Origin of the sequence: Methanocella conradii HZ254 (assembly GCF_000251105.1) — an archaeon.
Lineage (GTDB): Archaea > Halobacteriota > Methanocellia > Methanocellales > Methanocellaceae > Methanocella > Methanocella conradii.
Window position 1 is genome coordinate 1,242,104 of record NC_017034.1, and the last position, 19,823, is coordinate 1,261,926.

The following is a 19,823-nucleotide window of genomic DNA, read 5'->3' on the forward strand; positions in this document are numbered from 1 at the left end:
TTTATCGAGCTAAAAATGACGTTTAAGTAGGCTGTACTATGGCTGCGAACGCTATCGATATCATTGATAAGCTTAAGAAGGAGGCCATTGAGCGGTGCAGGCAGCGGATACTAGAGGCGAAAAAACGGGAGGGATGCGAGAGACAGCCTAAGAATAGGTATGGCATGACTTCAGCTTTAAGGTCTCGATATGGCCTGTGAGATGATAGCATGGTTGGACAGAAGACTTTACTGGAGCAGATAAGGGATAAGGAGTCGGAGCTTAACAGGCGCCTGGAGGTGGCGGCGAAGGAAGCCGAGGGCATCGTGTTAGACGCCAGGCGAAGGGCGGAGTCGATCATCAGGGATGCCGAGCTTAAGGGGAGCGAGCTTGCCGCTGAACACTACCGTCGCGGCAAGGCGGCGATAGATGGCCAGGTTGAAGAGATTAAGGGGAGCGAGGCGATGAAGGCCTCAGCCCTCCGTGAGCGGGGGGAGAAAAACCTGCCTGCTGCGGTTGATTTAATCATAAAGTTTGTAGCTTACCATTGATGGCCAGGGAGGCTTATGCTCCACAGGATGAAAAGGATACAGGTGATCGGCCCGAAAAAGGACCTCGCAGGGGTAGTAGACACGCTTTATCATGCCGGGACTGTTCACCTTGAAGACGTGTGCGAGTGCGTCCCCAGGGAATGCATATGCCTGAACAAGGTCGAGGCCAGGAAAGAGGCCGAGGCATTGAGCCTCTTAGCCCGCGTCGGAGGCGTGCTGCTGACGCTCCCAAAAAAGGACGACCCGGAGAAGCAGGCGATCATCGACGAGAAGCTCCACGCTATGACCGACGAGCAGGTCATGGCAAGGGCAGCCGAAGTCTTAAGCGAGGTCGAGTGGACCACGAAGGAGCTGGCGACGAGGAAGAGCGAGCGCGAGTTTAACATCATAGCTCTCGGCCGCTATGAAAAGGTAATCGAGAGGATAAGGCACATCGAGCACGAGCTGCCCGTGCTCGAGAACTACGAGGTTAACATCCTTATCGTCCAGAAGGAGTTCAAGGGCGTGCTCGACCTGATAAGGGACGAGCTCGTGAAGATCACCAACGACCACTTTGAGCTTGCCCATACGGATATCGATGAAGAGTCGATGGCGGCGATCGCGATATTCCACAAGAAGTATTCAGATGAGGTGCACGCCTTCCTCTTTTCAGCTAACGTAAACGAGGTGCGCCTGCCCAGCGAGTTCATGGGCATGAAGTTCAACGACATGCTAATCCTCATAGAGCAGAGGCGGCAGCAGGCGATGGAGGAGATCCGCGAGATCAACGCCGAGCTTGAAAAGCTCTCGGTGGAGTGGTACCAGGAGCTCTTGGTCTTAAAGGGCCATCTAGAGGATATTAGCGAGGAGTATAATACGTTCAATAAGTTCGGGGAATCCGAGTACGCCTTCGTGATCATGGGATGGGTTCCGGCAAAGTACCTGAAGAGGACGAGGAAGGCCATACAAAAGGCTTATGGGGATAAAGTGGTCGTAGAAGAGCTCGAGGTGAGCCCCGAAGACCTTGAGAAGGCCCCCACTTTTTACGACAACCCCTGGTTTGTGAAGCCATTCGAGTTCCTCATGGGGCTAGTCAGGCCCCCGAAGTACCTTGAGGTGGACCCGAGCCCGTTTATTTCGCTGTTCTTCCCCATATTCTTCGGTATAATGGTGGGCGATATCGGCTATGGGCTGGCAATACTCGCCCTGTCCATTGCCGCGAGGATAAAGTTCGAGAAGGTTGGCTGGCTGCGTGACCTGTCCAGCATACTCGCCATCTCCTCTATACCAGCGATATTCTTTGGATTTTTGTTCGGGGAGTTTTTCGGGAACTTTGGGGAGGAGATGGGCTGGCTTCATCCGTTGCAGGTATTCGGAATCACGCTGAACAGGGTCGAAGCCATAATCCCCATGCTTCTAGTGACCATCGCCATAGGCATATTCCACGTCTATTTCGGGCTGGCCATAGGGCTGATAAACGCCATAACGGTCGGGAGTAAGAAGCATATCGCCGAGAAGGCGGGCATGATAGCCATCCTCTCGGGGCTTATAGTGGCTATATGCTGTGCCGGGGGCATCGTGCCGCAGGCGCTCCTGTATCCAGCAATACTGCTGGTGCTGGCCTCCATCCCCGTGATCCTTTATGGCGGCGGCATATATGGCACCATCGAGGTGGTGAGCACGATGGGCAACATCCTCTCGTATGCGAGGCTGATGGCAATTGGAATGGCCTCGGTTATCCTTGCCCTGGTGGCCAACGAGTTCGCGGGCACGCTGGGCGTCGTAATAGTGGGCCTTACCGCAGCGGTCCTCCTGCATGCCCTCAACCTCGTCCTCGCCATGTTTAGCCCGTCGATACACGCCTTGAGGCTGCACATGGTTGAGTTCTTCACCAAATTCTATGAGGGCGGGGGCACTCAGTATAAGCCATTTGGCAGGCAAGCATAAAAACGGTGAGAGGTGGGCGGGCTAAAAAAGGCTGCCCGCCCAAGCGTTTTTAAGGGGGCATACTAATAGCTAATAAAGCAATAATCATATATAAAGCTTTCGATTAATGATTATCACTTTTGATAACCAAAATATTTTATACAGGATTAATATTACATCATTACAAATGGAAATCAGCAGGGAAGCATTCGCCCGCATTAAAGAGGCTCTCAAGACCAAGCCGAGAGGCATGAACATCAACGAGATCTCGAAGGAGATAGGCATCAACAGGCTAACGGTGGCTAAGTACCTCGAGATGCTTGTGCTCACAGGGCAGGTAGACGTGAAAAAGTTTGGCCCTTCAAAGGTGTATTACTTATCACACCGCCTGCCCATATCTGCGATGCTCAGCCTCTCCTCGGACTTCATCATCATACTGGATAAAAACCTCAGGCTGGTCTACGCAAACGACAGGTTCTTCGAAGAATCGGGCATAAGAAGAGAGGATATACTCTATAAGAACATTGAAATCATAGAGAATTATAGATTTCCTGTTAGTGTCCGGCCATTCATTAAATCCTACATTAAAAACGCTATAGAGGGTAAAGAATCCTTAGTTGAAGTCCAATATCAAAAAGAAAAGATGCATTACTTAGAGATCAAGTTCATACCGATGGTCTTCGACGACGGCGAAAAGGGCGTCACCATCATCATCGAGAACATCACGGACAGGAAGAGGGCGGAAGAGGCTTTAAAAGAGAGCGAAGAGAGGTTCCATGCAACCTTCGAGCAGGCGGCTGTCGGGATGGCGCACCTCGATGCTGAGGGGCGATTCATACGCCTCAACCAAAAATACTGCGACATACTGGGGTACACCCATGAAGAGATTGCAGGAAAGACGTTTTTAAGCATCACATACCCTGACGACGTCCAAATCAGCGAAAAGCACTTCAATGAGCTAAAGTCGGGCAAAATAAACTCATATTCTTTTGAAAAGAGGTACATAAAGAAGGACGGCTCGCCCGTCTGGGCGAACGCCACGGTATCGGCGGTACGCAAGCCCGATGGCTCCATAAAGTACGTCATAGCGGTCGTCGAGGACATCTCGGCGCGCAAGCATGCGGAAGAAGAGCTTAAAAAGGCGCGCGATGAGCTTGACAGAAGGGTGAAGGAGCGGACGCTTGAGCTCGAGGTGGCTAACAAGGCGCTGATATCTGAAATAGGCCAGCGCGTCAGGTCTGATGAACCCCTCCGCGTCGGCGAGGATAAGTATCGCAGCATCGTGGAAAACGTCCCGGACGGCGTATGGGAGATAGACAAGGACGAAGTTTTCGTGTACGCGAGCCCCAGGATATTGGACATACTCGGCTATAGTCCCGAAGAGGTCATAGGCAAAAGCCCTTACGACTTCATGCCTAAGGCGTCCAGAAATAAAGTCCGTCGAGAGGTTCGGAAAATGCTAGAAAAAGAGGACGGTTTCAAGCTCGTTGAATGCGACCTGTTGCATAAGGATGGCCGTAAGATTCGTGTGGAGATTAGTATCAGACCAATCTTCGATTCAAATGTGGGGGGGGGGGGGAAGAGAAAAGGGAAAGACTAATAGGCTATTATGGCATCACGAGGGATATTACGGGTCGCAAACTTGTCGGGAAAGCGTAAAAACTTAATCCTTTTCTGGCCGCTTATTTTATCATCGCATGACAATACTTAATAAGCTTTAAAGCATGAGTACGGCATAACGGAAGGTCCAGACGTGTATATAGGCATAGATCATGGTACTACCGGCATACGGTTTGCGGACACAGATGAAAGATGGTTCGAGCTCACCAGGCAACAGGCACGCGACATGAGCAAGGGGCAGATAATCGATACCATGCTTGAAAATTTCAGGGCGTCGAGGAGAGATGTCGAGATGATCGCCGTAACCTACTCGATGGGCGATGGAATATCGAGCATCACTCCGATCGAGAAGGTGAAAAACAGGGGCGTCATCAGCCGTGAAGGGGCCGGAGTACACGTGGGCGGAGGAACGAACGTGTACGATGCCATCGCCGAATCTGGCCTGCCCGCAGTCGTCATACCTGGCATACACCGCCGCAACTATGGGCACCCGTGCTTTAAGGTATATTCGCATGGCGCCAGCCCTGAAAAGCTCGGCATCGCCTACAACGCTTACATGGCTTCTGGTGATGAGGATTTCATCGTCTCGGATATAAGCTCTAATACGGTGACGATGGGCGTCGAGAAGTTGAGAATGCTGGGGGCCATCGACGCCTGCATATTTGCCCCTGGGGTCCATCACGGCCCTCTAGACCTTCAGGCCATAAGAGACGTCGACTCCGGCCATATCACGGCCAACGACGCTTTCTCCACGGCGGGCGTGTCCAAGCTTATACCCTATAAAAGCCTTGGCTCGCTCATGGAGGCGCTAGAGAAAAACGACAAAGACGCTCTCTGGGCCTTCGACACCATAGCAGTGTTTGCGGCCATGGAGGTGGCCTCGTTCCAGACGCTCATACCTGGCGCCGCCATCTTCACGGCGGGCTCGGTCGGCTCGATGGGGCTTGTGAAAGACAGGATGTCCAGCCTCCTAAAAAAAGATATAAAAGCCCTTGGAACGCTATCCGCGGCTGTCGGCCTGGCCCAGATAGCGCGGGACGTTCATCACGGAAAAAAGGAAATATTAGGGATAAAAGTCGAGAGATGAGCTCCGCTACTTTTTGGCGTGGCTTTTCACGATATCCATGAAGTACTCATGGATCCTGGCGTCGTCGGTAAGCTCGGGGTGAAATGCGAGCGCCAGCATGTTCCCCTGCCTGGCGGCGACGATGCGCCCATCGAGGGTGGCGAGCGCTTCGACGCTCTTCCCAGCGGACACGATGGCGGGCGCACGGATAAAAACCGCATTAAACGGCCCACCACTAATGCATGACACATCGAGGGGCGCCTCAAACGATTCACGCTGCCTTCCAAAAGCATTACGGTCCACCGTCGTGTCCATCAAGCCCAGCAATTTTTGCCTCGTCTTTTTCACGTCGTCGTCGCCCCTGCTGGCCAGCAGGATGAGGCCGGCGCATGTGCCCATGATGGGCATGCCCTGACGTGCACGCTCGATTATCTCCTGTGCTATGCCTTCTGACCATGCGAGCCTGCATAGCGTGGTGCTCTCGCCTCCCGGTATAATGATCGCATCGCACGACGGCACGGTGCCCTTATGTTTTATTTTGACTATCTCTCCGCGGAAGACGCGCGATAACGCCTCGACGTGCTCTTCTACGTTTCCCTGTAGGGCGATGACCCCTATCTTCATGCTCATGGTATACCCCATTGATGGCGCCTTTAAATTTAAAGCTTTTCCATTCTAAAGCATGCCTTTAATGGCCAGCGCCACGAGCGCCGTCCAGTTAGGGTCGCCCGGCGAGGCGAGGTCCTTGCCAAAGCTGCCGTCATCGTGCTGCGCCGCCGCCAGCCACTCCTCCAGCGCCGCCGAAACATCGGCCTCCCCCAGCGCTTTTAACGTGCCAAGAAGATAGGCCACGTCGGCCACGCTGCCGCCCTCCAGGGCAGGCTCGGCCGCATCCAGCGCAAACTCAAAAAATTTATCCCTCAAGCCCTCATCCAGGTAAGACATCCTGTATAGATTCAATATCGGGGCATAAACGTGAGATACAGGCTCGCGGGAGAAATCCAGTCCCCTCAAATACCCGAGCGAAAACTCCAGGCCCCGCGCAAACCGATTAATCCCGCTCAAGTAAAAAGCATGAAGGGCCCGCAGGCAAAACGTGGTAGTATATGCCTTCTTCTCTTTATTTTTACCCCATGACCCGTCCTTGTTCTGGCTTTCCACGAGCCATACGATGCCCCGGCTGACGGGCAGGCTCGCCTTGCCATAGTCGAACTTATTCAGGACGATAAGGGCGTAGGCGGTGCTAGTGGCATCCGAGTACATCCCACCTACAGGCTTGAAGTGGCCATCCGTCTCCTGCCGCCCCTCCAGGTATTTTAAGCCTTTCAAAAGCATCCCCTCCGGCGCGTCATCCTTTAGGGCGAGCATGACGCGCGCGCATACAAACGGGTCGCCATTGCCCCACGAGCCGTCGGCGCGCTGCGAGCCCATCAAAAATTTAATAGCCTTTTCCAGCGTGTCCATGCTACTTACCCAGCATCTCCTTTAGCTCGGACCGAAGGTCTGCGCCGTACGCCTTATCATAAACTCCGTGAATGCCGCCGCTATAGAGGTGCCAGGCCTTAGGCTCGTATGCCTTGTCATATAACGCCTTGCCCTGCTCCATCGTAACCACGATGTCGCCATCGAACTGGAACATGGCAAGCTTGCGCGGCGGCAGGTCCTTTAGATAGTTGGATGGCAGCACTGCGTTGACGAACCTCAAGGCCTGCGCATCGCTGGTGTCTGGCAATTCGAAGTCGCAGGAGCTTATGGTTATTACTCCCTTGAAGTCGGGCTCCAGGCCGGCGGCGACGATGGCCCACATGCCGCCCATGCTCTCGCCAAGCAGGCACACGTTGCCGCCGTCAAGGTCTTCCCTCGACTTCACGTAGTCCAGTCCCTTGAGCACATCGTAGACTTGCTTATACTGCACAGGGTCGCCGCCCGCCAGGAAATCGTCGAACCCCGCCGTCCAGTTGCTCACCCAGTATCCGCCGGTCTCGCCCCCGTTACCCCTGAGGTCGAGCGTCAGCGAGGCGTATCCCATCTCACACAACGCCTCCGCAGTGGCGTGGTCAGCCTCCTTGGTTATCGTCGCGGCGGGCAACACGATGACGACGGGGGGCCGCGTGACGTTCTTCGGCCTCCTTAAAAGGGCGTAAACGTCATCTCCAAAGCTCTTATATACCACCTTCTCCAGCGTATAGCCATCCGTATTCTCGATTACGGTGGCGCGGCCTTCAACCTTTCCGCGTTCGGTGAAGTTGAGCTTGCCCGCATCGTCAATCGACCAGAGCTTTGCAGTCTCGCTTTTCTTCGGCACATTTGAGTACCAGGCGAAGAAAATGAGGCCCATCACTATAATGAACGCTACCGCACAGATCCCCGCGTAGAGGAGGCGCCTCGAACGCTCCTTCTTTCGCTTTTCTTCTACCCTCTTCTTGGACACAGGCTCACTATTTTTGCCTCTCTAAAAATAAGCCTTTTGATTTATCATGGCACCAAAAGGAAACCACAATATACTAATATCAAAAATATGATGATAATTTATGTTATATGGCACATTCCAAGGTTAATTATATGTACAATATGGCCATATAAACGAAATAAATATGACTAAACCTGGCGTTCACATAATACCTGCTGGCATGGAATATGATCGTGTAGTAAAGCCGTTATTCAAGGATTTCACCGTATCAAAGGCTTACCTGTTGATAAACGACCCTACGAAAAGCAAAAAGGGCTTTGCCGAACAGCAGGAGGCCGTAGAGAAGTTCATCAAGGCCATCCGGCAGGCCCCCATCGAGTGGGAAGAAGTATACGTGGATATATACGATTTCAACGAGACGTTTAAGGCCGTTTACAGGTTGATCAATAAGGAGGCCCTTGCGGGCAATCCCGTTTATATAAACATATCTTCTGCCCCTAAAATCTTGCAGGTCGCATTGACGATGGCGGCTTTCCTGAATAAGGGCTATGGCGATGTGGAGCTATTCTACGTGGAGCCGGAGCGATACTATGAAGGAGAGGTGATTGACACCATAATGAGGCTTCTGGAGAGGGGGGCAGACGAAAAGGCAATCGTAAACAGGTTAAGGGGACTTGCCCGTGAAATTGAGGCGCACGGCATGGCGGCTGGCGAGTCCAGGATACACGAGTTCCCGCCCTTCCCCATAGCGGATATCAGCGATATAGAGTACGAGATGCTGAAGCTCATACGGAAGTGGGAGAAGGCTGAAGGCGAAGGCCGTGGAGTGAGCTCAATAAAAGAGATGAAGGAGATCCTTGACAGGGAACTGGGGCATCCCACGCCCCGCTCAAACGTGAAGTATTACCTGGATAATCTGCAAAAGCTCGGCCTTATCATGACGGAGCGAGATAAGAAGGAATTGAGGATTAGGCTTACCAGAGTGGGGGAGCTGTTTGCCGACACGAGAAATTGCTGATGAGATGGCCGCACAGCCCTCCCGGGCCTCTGGCTCGGCGGCAGGATGGCCGTGCGGAAGGCCGGAGCCGTCTTAGTTCGGCCCCGCCTTATGTTGCCCCCTTTATACGAGACGCACGTTATCATACGCCTCGTACCTGATATAATATGTAACTGGCGGTATATATAGTTATCTCATAACAAAAATATATGTTATTAATTTTTGAGACCATAAATTTAAATATACGGAAGCCTAAAATTGTGAAAGCCCGCTAGCTGCAAAGATGCTGGGATAGCCAAGTCAGGTCAACGGCGATAGACTCAAGATCTATTCTCGCAGGAGTTCACCGGTTCGAATCCGGTTCCCAGCACATTATTTTTGGTAATTAAATCTCCTTAAACATGAGCGACATGATTCCCTTCCTGGGGGCGCTCATCGGGCCCGGGCCAAACGTGGTCGTCTCAAGGCTTGAAGAGCCAAACATCTCCTCGCTCATCCTATCGATGATCTCGCTAAAGATATGCTTATATGCCACACAATGGGGGTCCACGCCTTTTATCATGCCATCATAGGGAGCGATGGCGTTGTATGGGCAGCCGCCCCTACAATAGTTAATATGGGCGCAATCCTTACAATGCGTATCAACGTACTTCTTATACCTCTGCATCAGCTTCCCGGCCTTAGAACTTTTAAGCTCTTCCATCGTGGGATGGCTGGACACATTGCCCATCACGTAGCCTGGCATGCCAACGAACCTGTAACATGGATATATGCTACCATCCGGCCCCACGGCAAACGTATCATCCATGCAATCTACAAAAGTGCAAACAGTGCCATGGCCGGTAAATATACACTTACACAGGAGGTCGATGTTCATCACCTCAATCCTCCCGATGTTCTCGAGGTACCTGTCGAGAAGGTATACCAAAAGCTCCCCATATTCCCTTGGGTCGAGCGCCCACTTATCGGGTTCCTCGCTACGCAGGGAAGGCAAAGCGGGGTGCAGCTTCAAAGTCAGGCCGTTATCCATGAAATAGTTAAAGATCTCCTCTTTGAATTTTATCGAGTAGGACGTGAACGTGCATATGAACTTGACGTCAAGGCCGTTCTCCCTCGCTATCCTATAGCCCCTCATGGTCTTCTCATAATACCCCTTAGACCTTTGCAGGTCGTTAATCCATTTTGGGCCGTCCAGGCTGGAGCCGATCGGGATGTCATACCTCGCTAAAATTCTTGCGATTTTGGGCGTCATGAGCCATAGGTTGGTCTGCATGGCAAACGCGACCTTCCTGTCCCTCGTCCCTTCTGATAATAGCTTTAGCGCCTTTTCGTAAAACTCGGCGCCAGCCAGGAGCGGCTCCCCTCCATGGAAGGTGAAGGTTACCGCCTCCCCTGGCCTGAAAAGCCTCAGCCACTCTACGACGTCTTCGACCGTCTCCATGCTCATTTTCGGGGAGTTCACGTCAGAGCTCCAGCAATAGGTGCACTTCGAGGGGCATCCCAGGGTCGGGATAAGCATCACGTGAAATGGCATCGTTCACCGCAACCATCTATCAGAGATTTCCGTATGCCTCTATGGGATAAATAACCTTTCGCTCTATAGCTGATACGGGTTTGGGCTTACTTCCATGAGCCTGCCCGCCACATATTGCTTAAAGGCCTCCTCCACCGTGCCCTCCGCCCCGCAGAAGATTTTTATCCCCCTCTCATGAAATATCCTGGTCATGCACGACCCAATGCGTCCTGCCAGCACGACTTCGACGCCTTTATCCGCTATGAACTCCGCCGCCTTCGTATCGTCCGCCTTCTCATTATGGGCGAACTCGATGGATACTATCCTGTCCCCCTCAGCTTCCAGGATGGCAAAGTCCTCGCTCATGGCGAAATGGTCGCTTACCGTGGACCCCGGGCCTTCTGGAGAGGATACTGGCGCCGCCAGCCTTGTCATAGTATTCTAATATGTACTCTAAGCTTTATTAATTTGCCCGGAACGCCACATTTTTAGGCTTACTAATAAAAACATATATATTTAATTTAATCATATGAGACGGTACCATCTAGTTGACACGGCGCTTAAAAGCTATTACTGGTCTGTGTATAAGGCAAAAGGTGATGAGGGCAATTTCGGGTACTGGTGCCTGCTTGACGAAAACCTTTTCTGCCAGGAGCGAGAGGGCTGCCAAAACTGTGCGGTAAGGCTTAAGCGCTAACGGCACCGCGGACGACGAGAACGGGGCAGGGGGCCTTTTTCACAACGGCTTCAGACACGCTTCCCAATAAAAGGTGCTCGAGGCCAGTCTTCCCCAGGCTACCCATGACTATCATGGAAACGCCTTCATCCGACGCCAGCCTGATTATCTCGTCGGCCGGGTAGCCCCGGACCATCCTGGTAGAAACGGCAACGCCGGCCTTTTTACCCGCTGATGCCGCGTAGGCAAGCGCCTTTTCCCCTTCATCCTTCAGCGCAGCGTCAGCCCCGGCGTAGCCGCCAATGTCGTCGTGATGCCCGAGGGCGTACACCTCCAGGCTCTTCAGGCTCACGACGTAGAGGGCTATGACCTCTGCGCCAAGCCTGCCAGCGAGCCTCACCCCATAATCCACGGCCATCTGGCCATACCTTGACCCATCAGTAGCAATCAATATCCTATCAGCCATCATTACACTCCCCATCACACACCTTACAATTATCACCCATTTCCTTGCATGGCTCTATATGAACATTTGAAAGCCGGACGTCAACCAGGCCCTTGACCGACTTCACGGCTAGCTTCAGCGCGACCGGCGCCGCGTTGGATATTATCGACGGGCGGGCTACGCCCGTTTTTCCCCATTCAGGGCATCGATGTCCGCATAATCGCTTGCCATGACTAAAACCATCGTTTGTCGATAAGCATTCGTTATGGTTTCAACCTATATAGGGCTTTGTATCATCCCAAAAGCTCGGGGATAATGCTTGTCACAACTAGCAGTAGGGTGAGGAAAGACATGATGATGGTCGTGCCCCACGCCAGCACGTTAAACAGGCGGCTATTCGTGTGGTCGCCCATCAGCTTCTTATCGTTGATGAGGATGAGCATGAACACGAGGATAAACGGGAGAAGCATTCCGTTGAGCACCTGGGAGATGAACATTATGGTTATCAGCGGGGCTCCCGGTATTAATATCGCTAGCGCGCCCAGGACGATGAGCGAAGTATAGAGAACGTAAAAGTGCGGCGCGTCCTCGAACTTTTTGTCTATGCCCGACTCCCAGCCGATGCCCTCGCACACGGTATACGCAGTGGCCAGCGGCAATATGGACGCAGCGAAAACCGATGCGTTGAAGAGGCCGAAGGCAAAGAGCCACGATGCATACTGCCCCGCGAGCGGGGCGAGGGCCCTGGCGGCGTCCGCAGCAGTCTCTACGGTTACGCCGTTGACGAACAGGGTGGCCGAGCAGGTCATGATGATGAAGAACGCCACGATGGCGGTCACGAAACATCCCATGATTACGTCGATCCGTGTGAATAGGTAATCCTGGATCCTGATGCCCTTTTCCACGATCGCCGATTGTATGTAGAACTGCATCCACGGGGCGATGGTCGTGCCCACAAGGCCTATGAACATCAGGAGGTAGCCTGGCTGGAAGCTGAACGAGGGTATGATAGAGTTCTCGAGGACATTTCCCCAGTCCGGCCCCGCCATGAAGCCGGATATTATGTATGTCGCATAGAAGCCGCTCGCTACAAGGAAGACCTTTTCTACGAGGCTATAAGTGCCTTTTACCACCAGCAGCCACACGAGGGCGGCCGCTATGGGGACGGAGATATACCTGGAGGCCCCGAAAAGCTCCATGCTCGCCGCCACGCCTGCGAACTCGGACATCGTGTTGCCCAGGTTGGCTATCACCAAGGCTATGATGAGGAGGACGGTGATTCGTACTCCGAAGTTCTCCCTTATCAGGTCTGATAGGCCTTTGCCCGTGACCACGCCCATCCGGGCGCACATCTCCTGTACCACGATGAGGGCAACGGTGATGGGCACCAGCGTCCACAACAGGGCGTAGCCAAAATGAGCCCCAGCCAGAGTGTAGGTCGTGATTCCCCCGGCATCGTTGTCGACGCTCGCCGTAACAATGCCTGGCCCCACGACCGCCAAAAACAATAGCAGGCCTTTAAGGCTGAAGTGGCGGCGCTGTCCGCCATTATCCCCAAACATAACAGTCACACCTTATGCGCCCTTCTAATCCTGTGGTAGTTCGCGGGAAGGCGGCTCTTAATATCCTCAGGCAGCGTATACTCCAGCGCGTCGTCAAATGTCACTATCCCGAGCATGACGTTTTCATTATTGACCACCGGGACGGCTAAAAGGTCATACCTTGATAGCACGTTTGCGACTTCCTCCCGGGAAGATGTGGGCAGGACGCTGACCACCTCGACCTGCATGATATCCTTTACCTTTTTAGCAGGGTCTGCGAGCAAAAGGTCCCTTAAAGAAAATACTCCGACAAGATGCTCTTTCTCATCCAGCACATAAATATAGTATATCATGTCGATTTCGCTGCCCAGGGCCCTTAGCTTTGCGAAGGCGTCCGACACCTTCTGGTCAGGGTGGACGTAGATGAACTCCGTGTTCATCATGCCACCCGCGGAGTTTTCCCTGTACTTCATTAGATCTCTTATATCGCTCGCATGGCCTTTGCTGATATCGCATAGCTGCTTCAATATCTCAGACGCCCGCTCTTTCGGCATCGTGATAAGTATGTCGGCGGCATCGTCCGGGTTCATTCTGTCCATGAGGCTCGCCACGTCTTTCGCCGACATCTGCTGGAGCATGTTCGACCTCACCTCTGGCTCCACCATTTCCAGCGTCTCTGCAGCCGTCTCTTTATCCAGCGACTTTAAAATGGTGAACCGGCCCTTATTGTCCAGCTCCTCGATGATGTCCGCGATATCCGCCGGGTGTAGGTCGTTCACGTTCTTGCGCGGTATCTTCAGCTGGACCTTTCGCAGGGCAGGGTCTAACGGCTCTATGTACGACCACGATATTATATGCTCCGGCAGCCTTAGCACGTTTAAACGCTCCGGTATCCACATGAGGCCAATGCGGCGCATGATGCCATTAAAGCCCACGTCCACGCCTACCAGGCATAATGAATTTTTGATCCATGCCATTAGCACATCGTTAACGCGGACCACTTTTAGGTCATCAATGTCCACGATCTGCTTATCAAGTATAGTCTCTCTGATGAGCATTTCATTGTCGGAGAGCCTGCCTGGCGGTATGTCTTCCATGGCCACCTTCAGCTTGATGTCCTTATCTATCGAGCTTACGTTTGCCATGCCCACTATCACGTCGTGGCCAAGGATCTCACTTAAAAGCCCCTCGCCATAAACGATGGCCGAGACTTCCAGCAGAGCCTCGCCAGGCCTTATGGCGAAGTCCTTCATCTTGCCCAGGATGCGCCCATTCTTATCTACTACCCTTTTCCCGATGAACTGGCTGAAGAACGTGGCCCTGCCGCTCTGAAGAAGCTCTGCCAGCTCCGGCCTCGTGCCGTCATTTTTCATGCCCTTCGACTCGCTCATCATTATCACCTACATGGGCGGCCCTTCCTCCTTGACCCTCTCGACCATGACCATCTCCGCCAGGTCTTCCACCCCGTCGACGCCTCTTATCTTGTCGTTGATGGTCCGGTTCAGCTCATCAAGGCTCTTCGCCCAGACCTTTATCATGAGGTCGTACTCGCCCAGCACGCTATACACCTCCGTGACCTCCGGGAGGGATGCCAGCGAGTTTTTTGCCTCATCATGTTTTTCGGTGTCGGTCTGCACGAGGATGACTGCCATGACGCCGTACCCCGATGCCACGGGGTCCACCCTTACGGTAAGCTTCACCAGCCCTTTTTTTATCATGCGTTTTAGGCGGTGCTGGATGGTGGCGTCCGCGATGCCCGTTCGCCGGGACATCTCCAGGTAGCTCATCCTGGCGTTTTCCCTGAGGAGCCTGAGGATAGAAAGGTCTGTATCGTCCAGTTCAGATTCATTATCCATATCTATCCAGGTTTCTCCTTCGATGGATATTTGGTAATTGACCAATAATAGTATTTAAAATTTGTTTTTTTACCAATAAAAGCGCCGTAAACTAGTAGAATTAAAAGCCAATAAGTTAATCAGAAAATTATATAACTTTGATTTATAAACTATGTCTGGCGATGGTATGGCACAGGAGTTTAGCTGCAAAGATGCGGGAGTGCCGGCGTGCTCCTTCATGGTGCGGGACGAGAACGTCGACGAGCTCGTCAACATCGTGCAGAGGCACGCGAGCATGTTCCATAATGAAGCGCTGGGGAAGGAAGACGTACTTAAGCATACTAAAAAGGTATAGCGGGGCATACGCCTTTTAGCTCATTTTTTTATCGGCTACAGTGCCCATGGCTCCAGCCCTTAGCGCTTCAAGCCTTTCGAGCCGCTCCTCTACGTACTCGTATTCCTCTGAGTACGTCGGCCCCATCGTGATGAAGCTTCTTTTGTAGTCTGCCATCTTTAGCTCGGCCAGGTCTAGCATGAACTCCCGCTCACCCAGGCGGCCTGCCTCTTTTATCAGGAAATCCATGATGACTCGCTCCAGCCCCCACTCCGCCTCAAGGTACCACTCGAGGGCACGGGTTAAGAAGCCCCGCCTCTCGCCATCCAGCCGGTAGGCTGCGGCCACATCCCCATACAGGTCCATTGCCGTTGCGAAAAAGTTACGCATCAGCCCGTCAGAGTCATCCAGACTCGTGTAGTTCTCCACCACCGCCTCGATTACTGGAGCCAGCGCATCCATGGCCGCCTCAAAATCGCCAGACCGAAAAACGTCAGAAGAGTACTCCCGGAAAATGTCAAGCCTCTTAACTATCTCCCTAACGTTAAGATAGTCTACATACTCCCTGGAAAAAATGGCGCGCATCTCCCGCTCCACGAAGCCCTTCACCTCGGCCCGGGGAAGCAGCCGCAGGCTCACCACGTAAAACGCATCCGGGTCGTACTTGATCATGTCCATGACTATTTCGACAAGCGTGTCCTTGTCCATCTTTTTTAGAAGGCTTTCAGACTGCCCCAGGTCCTTATACATGCCAGGATTTTTGAGCCATCCATACAGGACGGCGGCCATGTGCTTACAGTACCCGAAGGCGTAGGGGCAGGTACACGAAGCGACGAGCCTTCCTCCTCTCACATCTACCCTGACCTGGTAGTTCTGGGGAAGCGTTCCCCGGCACTCGGCCATGATGCTATCCCCGTAGATGAATGGCCTCACGACGCGCCCCTGCTCGAAGTACCTGACGCCTCGCTCAAAGACCCGCTCCTCGAATAGCCTCCTGACCTCGTCTTCTTTTAGCTCCCTGAGGCCATGCGCAATTGAAGGCGCCCTCGCGTCCATGATTAGCTCTACTATTCGAGTGGATAAAACGTTAAGCAGAAAAGTGTAAGGATTTTACTTTGCCTTCCCGTACATGCAGTAGAACGTGTCTTTGAGCTTATACTTAGTGTATGCCGGACAGCCGGCGGGGCAGATGCAGCTTAATAGCGTCTTTTATTTATATAAATTTATATTATACGAGGTTGGCGAGGCCCGCGTTCTTGGCAATTTCCATGGCCCTGAGCGCCTCTGCCCTCGTGAGGGTGCGGTTTATCTCCGGAAACATCGACGCCCTGTACTCCGGGAAGTACTGGAACATGAGGTTGAACCGCACATCCCTGCCAAGGTTTCGGGCGCACCACTCCACGATGGGTTTGGTGCAGCACTCCACGTGGCCCGGCAGGACTAGCTGCCTGACAAGGACTTCGGCCTGGGCTTTAGCGTCCAAAAAAGCCCTCGTAGTAACCGCCCAGTAATTCTTACCACTCGAATACCTTTTGGCGTGCTCATCGTTACCATACCGAAAGTCGCCCAGGTAAACGTCTATAGCGCCCTCCAGCAATTTCATCGACTCCGGCGTGATATACATGTTTGAGTTCCAGACCATAGGTATGTTCGAGCTGACCTGGCCTATAATCTCCAGGATGGTGTGGAGGTGCGGCGTGGGGTCCCCTCCCACGAAGTTCACGTTCTTGCTCCCCTCCAGGTGCCTCATCTCTATGACTCTTGCCATCCTTTCCGGCTCCACCACCCTGCCCCTTATCTCGGTGGCTATAGTCCAGTTCTGGCAGTATGCGCAGGCGAAAGTGCAGCCCTCAAAAAAGATGGTGTGTGAGGGCACCAGCTCGGGTTCCTCGCCAAAGTGTAAGAACTCCGAGTAGTAGTGCGACGTGGCGTCCACTCCGCATGCCCCGTGCCTCTCATACCTGTTTGCGCCGCACCGTATCTCGCAGAACTGGCATCGCCTCATGATGCGGGCGGCAAGCTCCTCCTTGACGTCTAAGAGCGATACGCCCTTCCTTTCAGGGGGTTTTTTATATGAGGCATAACGCTTGTTTATCTCCCGATACTCCAGGATTTTCCGGTCGTGGAGCCGCCACAGCCCCTCATCGTCGAGACTCCGAAAGCCTTCGGGCACTCCAACTGACTTCAGCAGCGTGTGCCTCGCAGGGGCGCCCTCAAGTATCCTAAAATACCTCTCCATATCTCTTTACAAATATATGCAAATAATTATTTAAAAACTCTCTCAATCTATCAGCAGAAGCCCATAGGAGTCGAAGCTCGGGTGCATGAACTTGCCATACTGGTTATCCTTACACGGTATGACCTCTATGGGCAGCCCGAGCTTCCTCACCGTAGCGAACACGTCTATCCCCACGGCCTCCATCGATGGCCGCACCTTCTCGGCGTGCCTGCAGTCCCTCTTGAAGCTCACGTCCACAGGCCCTTTCGACTGCTCCGCCACGCACTCCTCGCAATAATAGCACGGGTATGCGCCGAATCCAAGAGCCTTATAGTAGCCCGAGTAGAAGGCATGCTGCTCAAGCTCATAGACGGTGTCATGAATCCACAGGATTAGAGGGGCCAGGAAAGCGTGCCAGTTCGCCGGCACCTCATCAGGGTCTATCTCTTTAATCCCCGGAATCCCTTTAAAGTGGACCAGATACGCTTTCTTATACTCTTTCAGCATTTCCCTCGTCTGCTGCGGGCCTGGGACATAAGGGGGGCAGCTCAAGTGCTTGCCATATCCCTTGCAGCCGAACATGCACTTCCAGCGCACCCACTCGCCCACCACGATGTCTTCAGGCGAAACCTCATGGATGCCGGCCTTATTCTTCCTTGCCAGGGCTTTTAGCTCTCTATCGAGCTTCTCATCTACTTGCATGGTATGGGACTTTTGGAGCATAAATTTAAATATATTATTTTTAGGGCTTATAGAATTTGCTGAAGCCCTGAAGAAGAGCTTCGTCGCCATATTGGCATTCTTCTCCATATTTAGGGGCTATTATACTATTTACACAGGATAGATTGATTAACATGAAGCCAAAAGTCTTTTTGGTGATAACCTATGGCTAGAAGTGAAGAACGTGGAGAAATGACTGTTAGGGAAGCTGGCAGGAAGGGTGGAGAGACCACCAAGAGGACCCACGGCCACGATTTTTACGTTCAAATAGGCCACAAGGGTGGGCAGAAGGTGCGGGACCTAATCCAGCGGGCAAAAAGCTCTGAGCAAACTTAGAGCCTTAGTTTTCATAATCTCTTTTTAAGCTTTTAGGCTTTTACCAGGGGTAAATATTTATAAGCGAAGCCCCTCCTGGAATAAGCTCTGATAGAGATGACGATAAGTCTTGATATAGGGGGCTTCACATCCAGGTTCGACAGGCAAGTCTGGGGCCTATTTGGCGCCTCTATTATAGGGGTATTGGGCACCTCGCTCGTCATGACCTTCATGTCCATATACATGTACGAGAGCCTGGGCATGTCCATGACGCAGGTCGGCCTGGCGGACTTCATAACGACCATAGTGGGGGCGGGGGCCGCTTACCTGGGCGGGGCGGCATGTGACGCCTATGGCCGAAAAAAGCTGCTTATTATTGGGCTAACATTACAAATCATATCGTATTTGCTCATAAGCATCTGCATAGATACTCATGTTGCTATACCCCTTTTCATACTTGCACTCGCCTTCAACTCGTTCAACGGCGGCCTATACAGGACCATACCGGACGTCATGATAGCAGACGTGGTAAAGCCCTCCGACCTCGTAGAAGCATATGGCCTCATACGCATCGGCTCAAACATGGGGTGGGTCATCGGGCCAGTGCTGGGCGGGGCGTTCCTCATGTTTACCTCGTATGGCAATCTATTCTACATAACGGCGCTTACCACGCTCACGTACCTCCTCATAGCAGCATTCCTGCTGAGGGATACCAGGCCTAAGCTCCAGCCGGAGAGGCTCAGGCTCAAGGACATCGCGGTGGTCGCGGGAGACCGGCCGTTCCTGGCATTCTGCCTCCTCATGCTATTCATGATCATCCCATACCAGCAGATGTACACCCTCTTCACGGTCTACTCGTCGGCATACGTGGGCCTGAGTAGCTTCTGGATCGGCGTGCTATACGCATTGAGCGGGCTGATGGTCGCGCTCTTCCAGTATCGCGTCTCGTCAGAGGTCAATAAGTATAAAATGACGTCTGCGCTGGCCTTCTCGGCCGCTGTGTTCGCCATAGGCTTCTTCATGCTCTCGCTCTCGACGGCTTTCATCGTGCCGTTCATAGGCATGGCCATCATCACGTTCGCGGAGATGATCTGGTCGCCCGCCTCCTCCACCATGCAGGCTAACCTTTCGCCCGAGAGCATGAGGGGCAGGTATTTCGGCTTTAACGGGCTGACCGGGAACATTGGCTGGGCTGTCGGCCCCCTGTTTGGCGGCATCCTGAAGGACTCGATGGGCGGCAACGTGCCCATGATGTGGGCGATAATTGGGTCCATGTTCATTTTGTGCGTGGTTGGGTTCATGGGGCTTGACCGCGTGGTCTCAAAAAGGGCTAACATGGCAAATAAGATAGAAAAAATAGGGGCTGAGGGATAGATGCCTCCCTGTATCTGCCGTTGCACGAGAGAATCGAATTTATATATATTAAATGTTTAATATTATGGTATATATGGTCGGGTGAAAAGATGTTCGTTGAAAACAGCCCAGAGAATAAAAGCATCTGTAAGCAGTATTGTGGCACGTGCCCGAGCTATGTCGGGGAGGGGAAGCTCCTTTTCTGTTCTCGCGGTAACATGACGGGTACCATTGAAAAGAATGGATGCAAGTGTGGAATGTGCCCCGTGGCCATAGAGCATAAGCTGGATGGGGGCTATTACTGCATACACGGGAATCTTGATACGCTGCTCGACTAAAGGATTT

Annotated in this window: 24 protein-coding genes and 1 tRNA gene; 12 read left to right on the forward strand and 13 right to left on the reverse strand. The window is 52.8% G+C overall.

Annotated features, from left to right (window positions below; translation table 11 throughout):
* Window positions 1-38 precede the first annotated feature (38 nt).
* The 5 genes from MTC_RS13310 to MTC_RS06385 all read left to right on the forward strand — a co-directional run bounded on the left by MTC_RS13310 (window position 39) and on the right by MTC_RS06385 (window position 5,142).
* Window positions 39-200 (forward strand): hypothetical protein, encoded by a 162-nt coding sequence (locus MTC_RS13310; protein WP_014405872.1) that lies wholly within the window; start codon window positions 39-41, stop codon window positions 198-200.
* 9 nt (window positions 201-209) lie between these two features.
* Window positions 210-530, forward strand: a complete 321-nt coding sequence (locus tag MTC_RS06370) for a V-type ATPase subunit subunit G family protein (RefSeq protein WP_014405873.1) — start codon at window positions 210-212, stop codon at window positions 528-530.
* A 27-nt stretch (window positions 531-557) separates the two neighbouring features.
* Window positions 558-2,456: a V-type ATP synthase subunit I gene (locus tag MTC_RS06375; RefSeq protein WP_237705862.1), complete on the forward strand. Its 1,899-nt coding sequence runs from the start codon at window positions 558-560 to the stop codon at window positions 2,454-2,456.
* Window positions 2,457-2,622: 166 nt separating this feature from the next.
* Window positions 2,623-4,035: a PAS domain S-box protein gene (locus MTC_RS06380; protein WP_014405875.1), complete on the forward strand. Its 1,413-nt coding sequence runs from the start codon at window positions 2,623-2,625 to the stop codon at window positions 4,033-4,035.
* 153 nt (window positions 4,036-4,188) lie between these two features.
* The gene (locus MTC_RS06385) at window positions 4,189-5,142 is read left to right on the forward strand and encodes a methanogenesis marker 12 protein (protein ID WP_014405876.1); all 954 of its coding nucleotides are present in this window, start codon (window positions 4,189-4,191) and stop codon (window positions 5,140-5,142) included.
* A gap of 6 nt (window positions 5,143-5,148) precedes the next feature.
* Here MTC_RS06385 and pdxT read toward each other — a convergent pair whose 3' ends face one another.
* The 3 genes from pdxT to MTC_RS06400 are packed head-to-tail and all read right to left on the reverse strand — an operon-like array spanning window position 5,149 to window position 7,552.
* Complete coding sequence (pdxT, locus tag MTC_RS06390) at window positions 5,149-5,745, reverse strand: pyridoxal 5'-phosphate synthase glutaminase subunit PdxT (RefSeq protein ID WP_048189575.1); 597 nt, start codon at window positions 5,743-5,745, stop codon at window positions 5,149-5,151.
* Window positions 5,746-5,796: 51 nt separating this feature from the next.
* Complete coding sequence (locus tag MTC_RS06395; RefSeq protein ID WP_014405878.1) at window positions 5,797-6,585, reverse strand: prenyltransferase/squalene oxidase repeat-containing protein; 789 nt, start codon at window positions 6,583-6,585, stop codon at window positions 5,797-5,799.
* A gap of 1 nt (window position 6,586) precedes the next feature.
* Window positions 6,587-7,552, reverse strand: a complete 966-nt coding sequence (locus MTC_RS06400; RefSeq protein ID WP_014405879.1) for an alpha/beta hydrolase — start codon at window positions 7,550-7,552, stop codon at window positions 6,587-6,589.
* Between the two features lie 163 nt (window positions 7,553-7,715).
* Here MTC_RS06400 and MTC_RS06405 point away from each other — a divergent pair, with 163 nt between their 5' ends.
* Window positions 7,716-8,549 carry an HFX_2341 family transcriptional regulator domain-containing protein gene (locus MTC_RS06405; protein WP_014405880.1) on the forward strand — a complete coding sequence of 278 codons (834 nt, stop codon included), beginning with the start codon at window positions 7,716-7,718 and terminating at the stop codon, window positions 8,547-8,549.
* Window positions 8,550-8,813: 264 nt separating this feature from the next.
* Window positions 8,814-8,898: transfer RNA gene (locus MTC_RS06410), tRNA-Leu, on the forward strand.
* A 15-nt stretch (window positions 8,899-8,913) separates the two neighbouring features.
* On the opposite strand, the gene MTC_RS06415 is transcribed toward MTC_RS06410, so the two are convergent.
* Window positions 8,914-10,062 carry a TIGR04083 family peptide-modifying radical SAM enzyme gene (locus MTC_RS06415; protein WP_014405881.1) on the reverse strand — a complete coding sequence of 383 codons (1,149 nt, stop codon included), beginning with the start codon at window positions 10,060-10,062 and terminating at the stop codon, window positions 8,914-8,916.
* A gap of 63 nt (window positions 10,063-10,125) precedes the next feature.
* Window positions 10,126-10,476, reverse strand: coding sequence for a NifB/NifX family molybdenum-iron cluster-binding protein (locus MTC_RS06420; protein WP_014405882.1), 351 nt, complete (start codon window positions 10,474-10,476; stop codon window positions 10,126-10,128).
* 94 nt (window positions 10,477-10,570) lie between these two features.
* Between MTC_RS06420 and MTC_RS13315 the strand changes: the two genes are divergently transcribed.
* Window positions 10,571-10,738, forward strand: coding sequence for a hypothetical protein (locus MTC_RS13315; protein WP_014405883.1), 168 nt, complete (start codon window positions 10,571-10,573; stop codon window positions 10,736-10,738).
* Here MTC_RS13315 and MTC_RS06425 read toward each other — a convergent pair.
* The 4 genes from MTC_RS06425 to MTC_RS06440 form a co-directional block, all read right to left on the reverse strand.
* Window positions 10,728-11,186 (reverse strand): universal stress protein, encoded by a 459-nt coding sequence (locus MTC_RS06425; RefSeq protein WP_237705864.1) that lies wholly within the window; start codon window positions 11,184-11,186, stop codon window positions 10,728-10,730. The genes MTC_RS13315 and MTC_RS06425 overlap by 11 nt on opposite strands.
* Before the next feature lie 269 nt (window positions 11,187-11,455).
* Complete coding sequence (locus MTC_RS06430) at window positions 11,456-12,724, reverse strand: Nramp family divalent metal transporter (protein WP_014405885.1); 1,269 nt, start codon at window positions 12,722-12,724, stop codon at window positions 11,456-11,458.
* Between the two features lie 5 nt (window positions 12,725-12,729).
* Window positions 12,730-14,097 (reverse strand): magnesium transporter MgtE N-terminal domain-containing protein, encoded by a 1,368-nt coding sequence (locus MTC_RS06435; protein ID WP_014405886.1) that lies wholly within the window; start codon window positions 14,095-14,097, stop codon window positions 12,730-12,732.
* A gap of 6 nt (window positions 14,098-14,103) precedes the next feature.
* On the reverse strand, window positions 14,104-14,559 hold the full coding sequence (locus tag MTC_RS06440; protein WP_014405887.1) for an Lrp/AsnC family transcriptional regulator: 456 nt from the start codon (window positions 14,557-14,559) through the stop codon (window positions 14,104-14,106).
* A 151-nt stretch (window positions 14,560-14,710) separates the two neighbouring features.
* On the opposite strand from MTC_RS06440, the gene MTC_RS06445 reads away from it, so the two are divergent.
* Window positions 14,711-14,893, forward strand: coding sequence for a DUF1059 domain-containing protein (locus tag MTC_RS06445; protein ID WP_014405888.1), 183 nt, complete (start codon window positions 14,711-14,713; stop codon window positions 14,891-14,893).
* A 15-nt stretch (window positions 14,894-14,908) separates the two neighbouring features.
* On the opposite strand, the gene MTC_RS06450 is transcribed toward MTC_RS06445, so the two are convergent.
* From MTC_RS06450 to MTC_RS06460, 4 genes are read right to left on the reverse strand one after another with little or no spacing between them, the layout of a single operon-like run.
* Window positions 14,909-15,928: an SWIM zinc finger family protein gene (locus MTC_RS06450; RefSeq protein ID WP_014405889.1), complete on the reverse strand. Its 1,020-nt coding sequence runs from the start codon at window positions 15,926-15,928 to the stop codon at window positions 14,909-14,911.
* A gap of 54 nt (window positions 15,929-15,982) precedes the next feature.
* Entirely contained in the window at window positions 15,983-16,063 is an 81-nt protein-coding gene (locus MTC_RS13065) for a hypothetical protein (protein WP_143767216.1), read from the reverse strand.
* Between the two features lie 37 nt (window positions 16,064-16,100).
* A complete protein-coding gene (locus tag MTC_RS06455) occupies window positions 16,101-17,111 on the reverse strand; it encodes a radical SAM protein (protein ID WP_014405890.1) in 1,011 nt (336 codons plus the stop codon).
* A gap of 42 nt (window positions 17,112-17,153) precedes the next feature.
* Entirely contained in the window at window positions 17,154-17,792 is a 639-nt protein-coding gene (locus MTC_RS06460; RefSeq protein WP_143767092.1) for a DUF2284 domain-containing protein, read from the reverse strand.
* A 183-nt stretch (window positions 17,793-17,975) separates the two neighbouring features.
* Between MTC_RS06460 and MTC_RS06465 the strand changes: the two genes are divergently transcribed.
* From MTC_RS06465 to MTC_RS06475, 3 genes are all read left to right on the forward strand, one after another.
* Window positions 17,976-18,146: a hypothetical protein gene (locus MTC_RS06465; protein ID WP_014405892.1), complete on the forward strand. Its 171-nt coding sequence runs from the start codon at window positions 17,976-17,978 to the stop codon at window positions 18,144-18,146.
* Between the two features lie 96 nt (window positions 18,147-18,242).
* Complete coding sequence (locus MTC_RS06470; protein WP_014405893.1) at window positions 18,243-19,499, forward strand: MFS transporter; 1,257 nt, start codon at window positions 18,243-18,245, stop codon at window positions 19,497-19,499.
* Window positions 19,500-19,588: 89 nt separating this feature from the next.
* A complete protein-coding gene (locus MTC_RS06475) occupies window positions 19,589-19,816 on the forward strand; it encodes a DUF2769 domain-containing protein (protein WP_014405894.1) in 228 nt (75 codons plus the stop codon).
* Window positions 19,817-19,823: the final 7 nt, after the last annotated feature.

Coding starts and splice junctions, on each gene's coding strand:
- MTC_RS13310 (WP_014405872.1), top strand. CDS start 39: ATGGCTGCGAACGCTATCGATATCATTGATAAGCTTAAGAAGGAGGCC.
- MTC_RS06370 (WP_014405873.1), top strand. CDS start 210: ATGGTTGGACAGAAGACTTTACTGGAGCAGATAAGGGATAAGGAGTCG.
- MTC_RS06375 (WP_237705862.1), top strand. CDS start 558: ATGAAAAGGATACAGGTGATCGGCCCGAAAAAGGACCTCGCAGGGGTA.
- MTC_RS06380 (WP_014405875.1), top strand. CDS start 2,623: ATGGAAATCAGCAGGGAAGCATTCGCCCGCATTAAAGAGGCTCTCAAG.
- pdxT (WP_048189575.1), bottom strand. CDS start 5,745: ATGAAGATAGGGGTCATCGCCCTACAGGGAAACGTAGAAGAGCACGTC.
- MTC_RS06395 (WP_014405878.1), bottom strand. CDS start 6,585: ATGGACACGCTGGAAAAGGCTATTAAATTTTTGATGGGCTCGCAGCGC.
- MTC_RS06405 (WP_014405880.1), top strand. CDS start 7,716: ATGACTAAACCTGGCGTTCACATAATACCTGCTGGCATGGAATATGAT.
- MTC_RS06415 (WP_014405881.1), bottom strand. CDS start 10,062: ATGCCATTTCACGTGATGCTTATCCCGACCCTGGGATGCCCCTCGAAG.
- MTC_RS06420 (WP_014405882.1), bottom strand. CDS start 10,476: ATGACAAGGCTGGCGGCGCCAGTATCCTCTCCAGAAGGCCCGGGGTCC.
- MTC_RS13315 (WP_014405883.1), top strand. CDS start 10,571: ATGAGACGGTACCATCTAGTTGACACGGCGCTTAAAAGCTATTACTGG.
- MTC_RS06425 (WP_237705864.1), bottom strand. CDS start 11,186: ATGATGGCTGATAGGATATTGATTGCTACTGATGGGTCAAGGTATGGC.
- MTC_RS06430 (WP_014405885.1), bottom strand. CDS start 12,724: ATGTTTGGGGATAATGGCGGACAGCGCCGCCACTTCAGCCTTAAAGGC.
- MTC_RS06435 (WP_014405886.1), bottom strand. CDS start 14,097: ATGATGAGCGAGTCGAAGGGCATGAAAAATGACGGCACGAGGCCGGAG.
- MTC_RS06440 (WP_014405887.1), bottom strand. CDS start 14,559: ATGGATAATGAATCTGAACTGGACGATACAGACCTTTCTATCCTCAGG.
- MTC_RS06445 (WP_014405888.1), top strand. CDS start 14,711: ATGTCTGGCGATGGTATGGCACAGGAGTTTAGCTGCAAAGATGCGGGA.
- MTC_RS06450 (WP_014405889.1), bottom strand. CDS start 15,928: ATGGACGCGAGGGCGCCTTCAATTGCGCATGGCCTCAGGGAGCTAAAA.
- MTC_RS06455 (WP_014405890.1), bottom strand. CDS start 17,111: ATGGAGAGGTATTTTAGGATACTTGAGGGCGCCCCTGCGAGGCACACG.
- MTC_RS06460 (WP_143767092.1), bottom strand. CDS start 17,792: ATGCAAGTAGATGAGAAGCTCGATAGAGAGCTAAAAGCCCTGGCAAGG.
- MTC_RS06465 (WP_014405892.1), top strand. CDS start 17,976: ATGGCTAGAAGTGAAGAACGTGGAGAAATGACTGTTAGGGAAGCTGGC.
- MTC_RS06470 (WP_014405893.1), top strand. CDS start 18,243: ATGACGATAAGTCTTGATATAGGGGGCTTCACATCCAGGTTCGACAGG.
- MTC_RS06475 (WP_014405894.1), top strand. CDS start 19,589: ATGTTCGTTGAAAACAGCCCAGAGAATAAAAGCATCTGTAAGCAGTAT.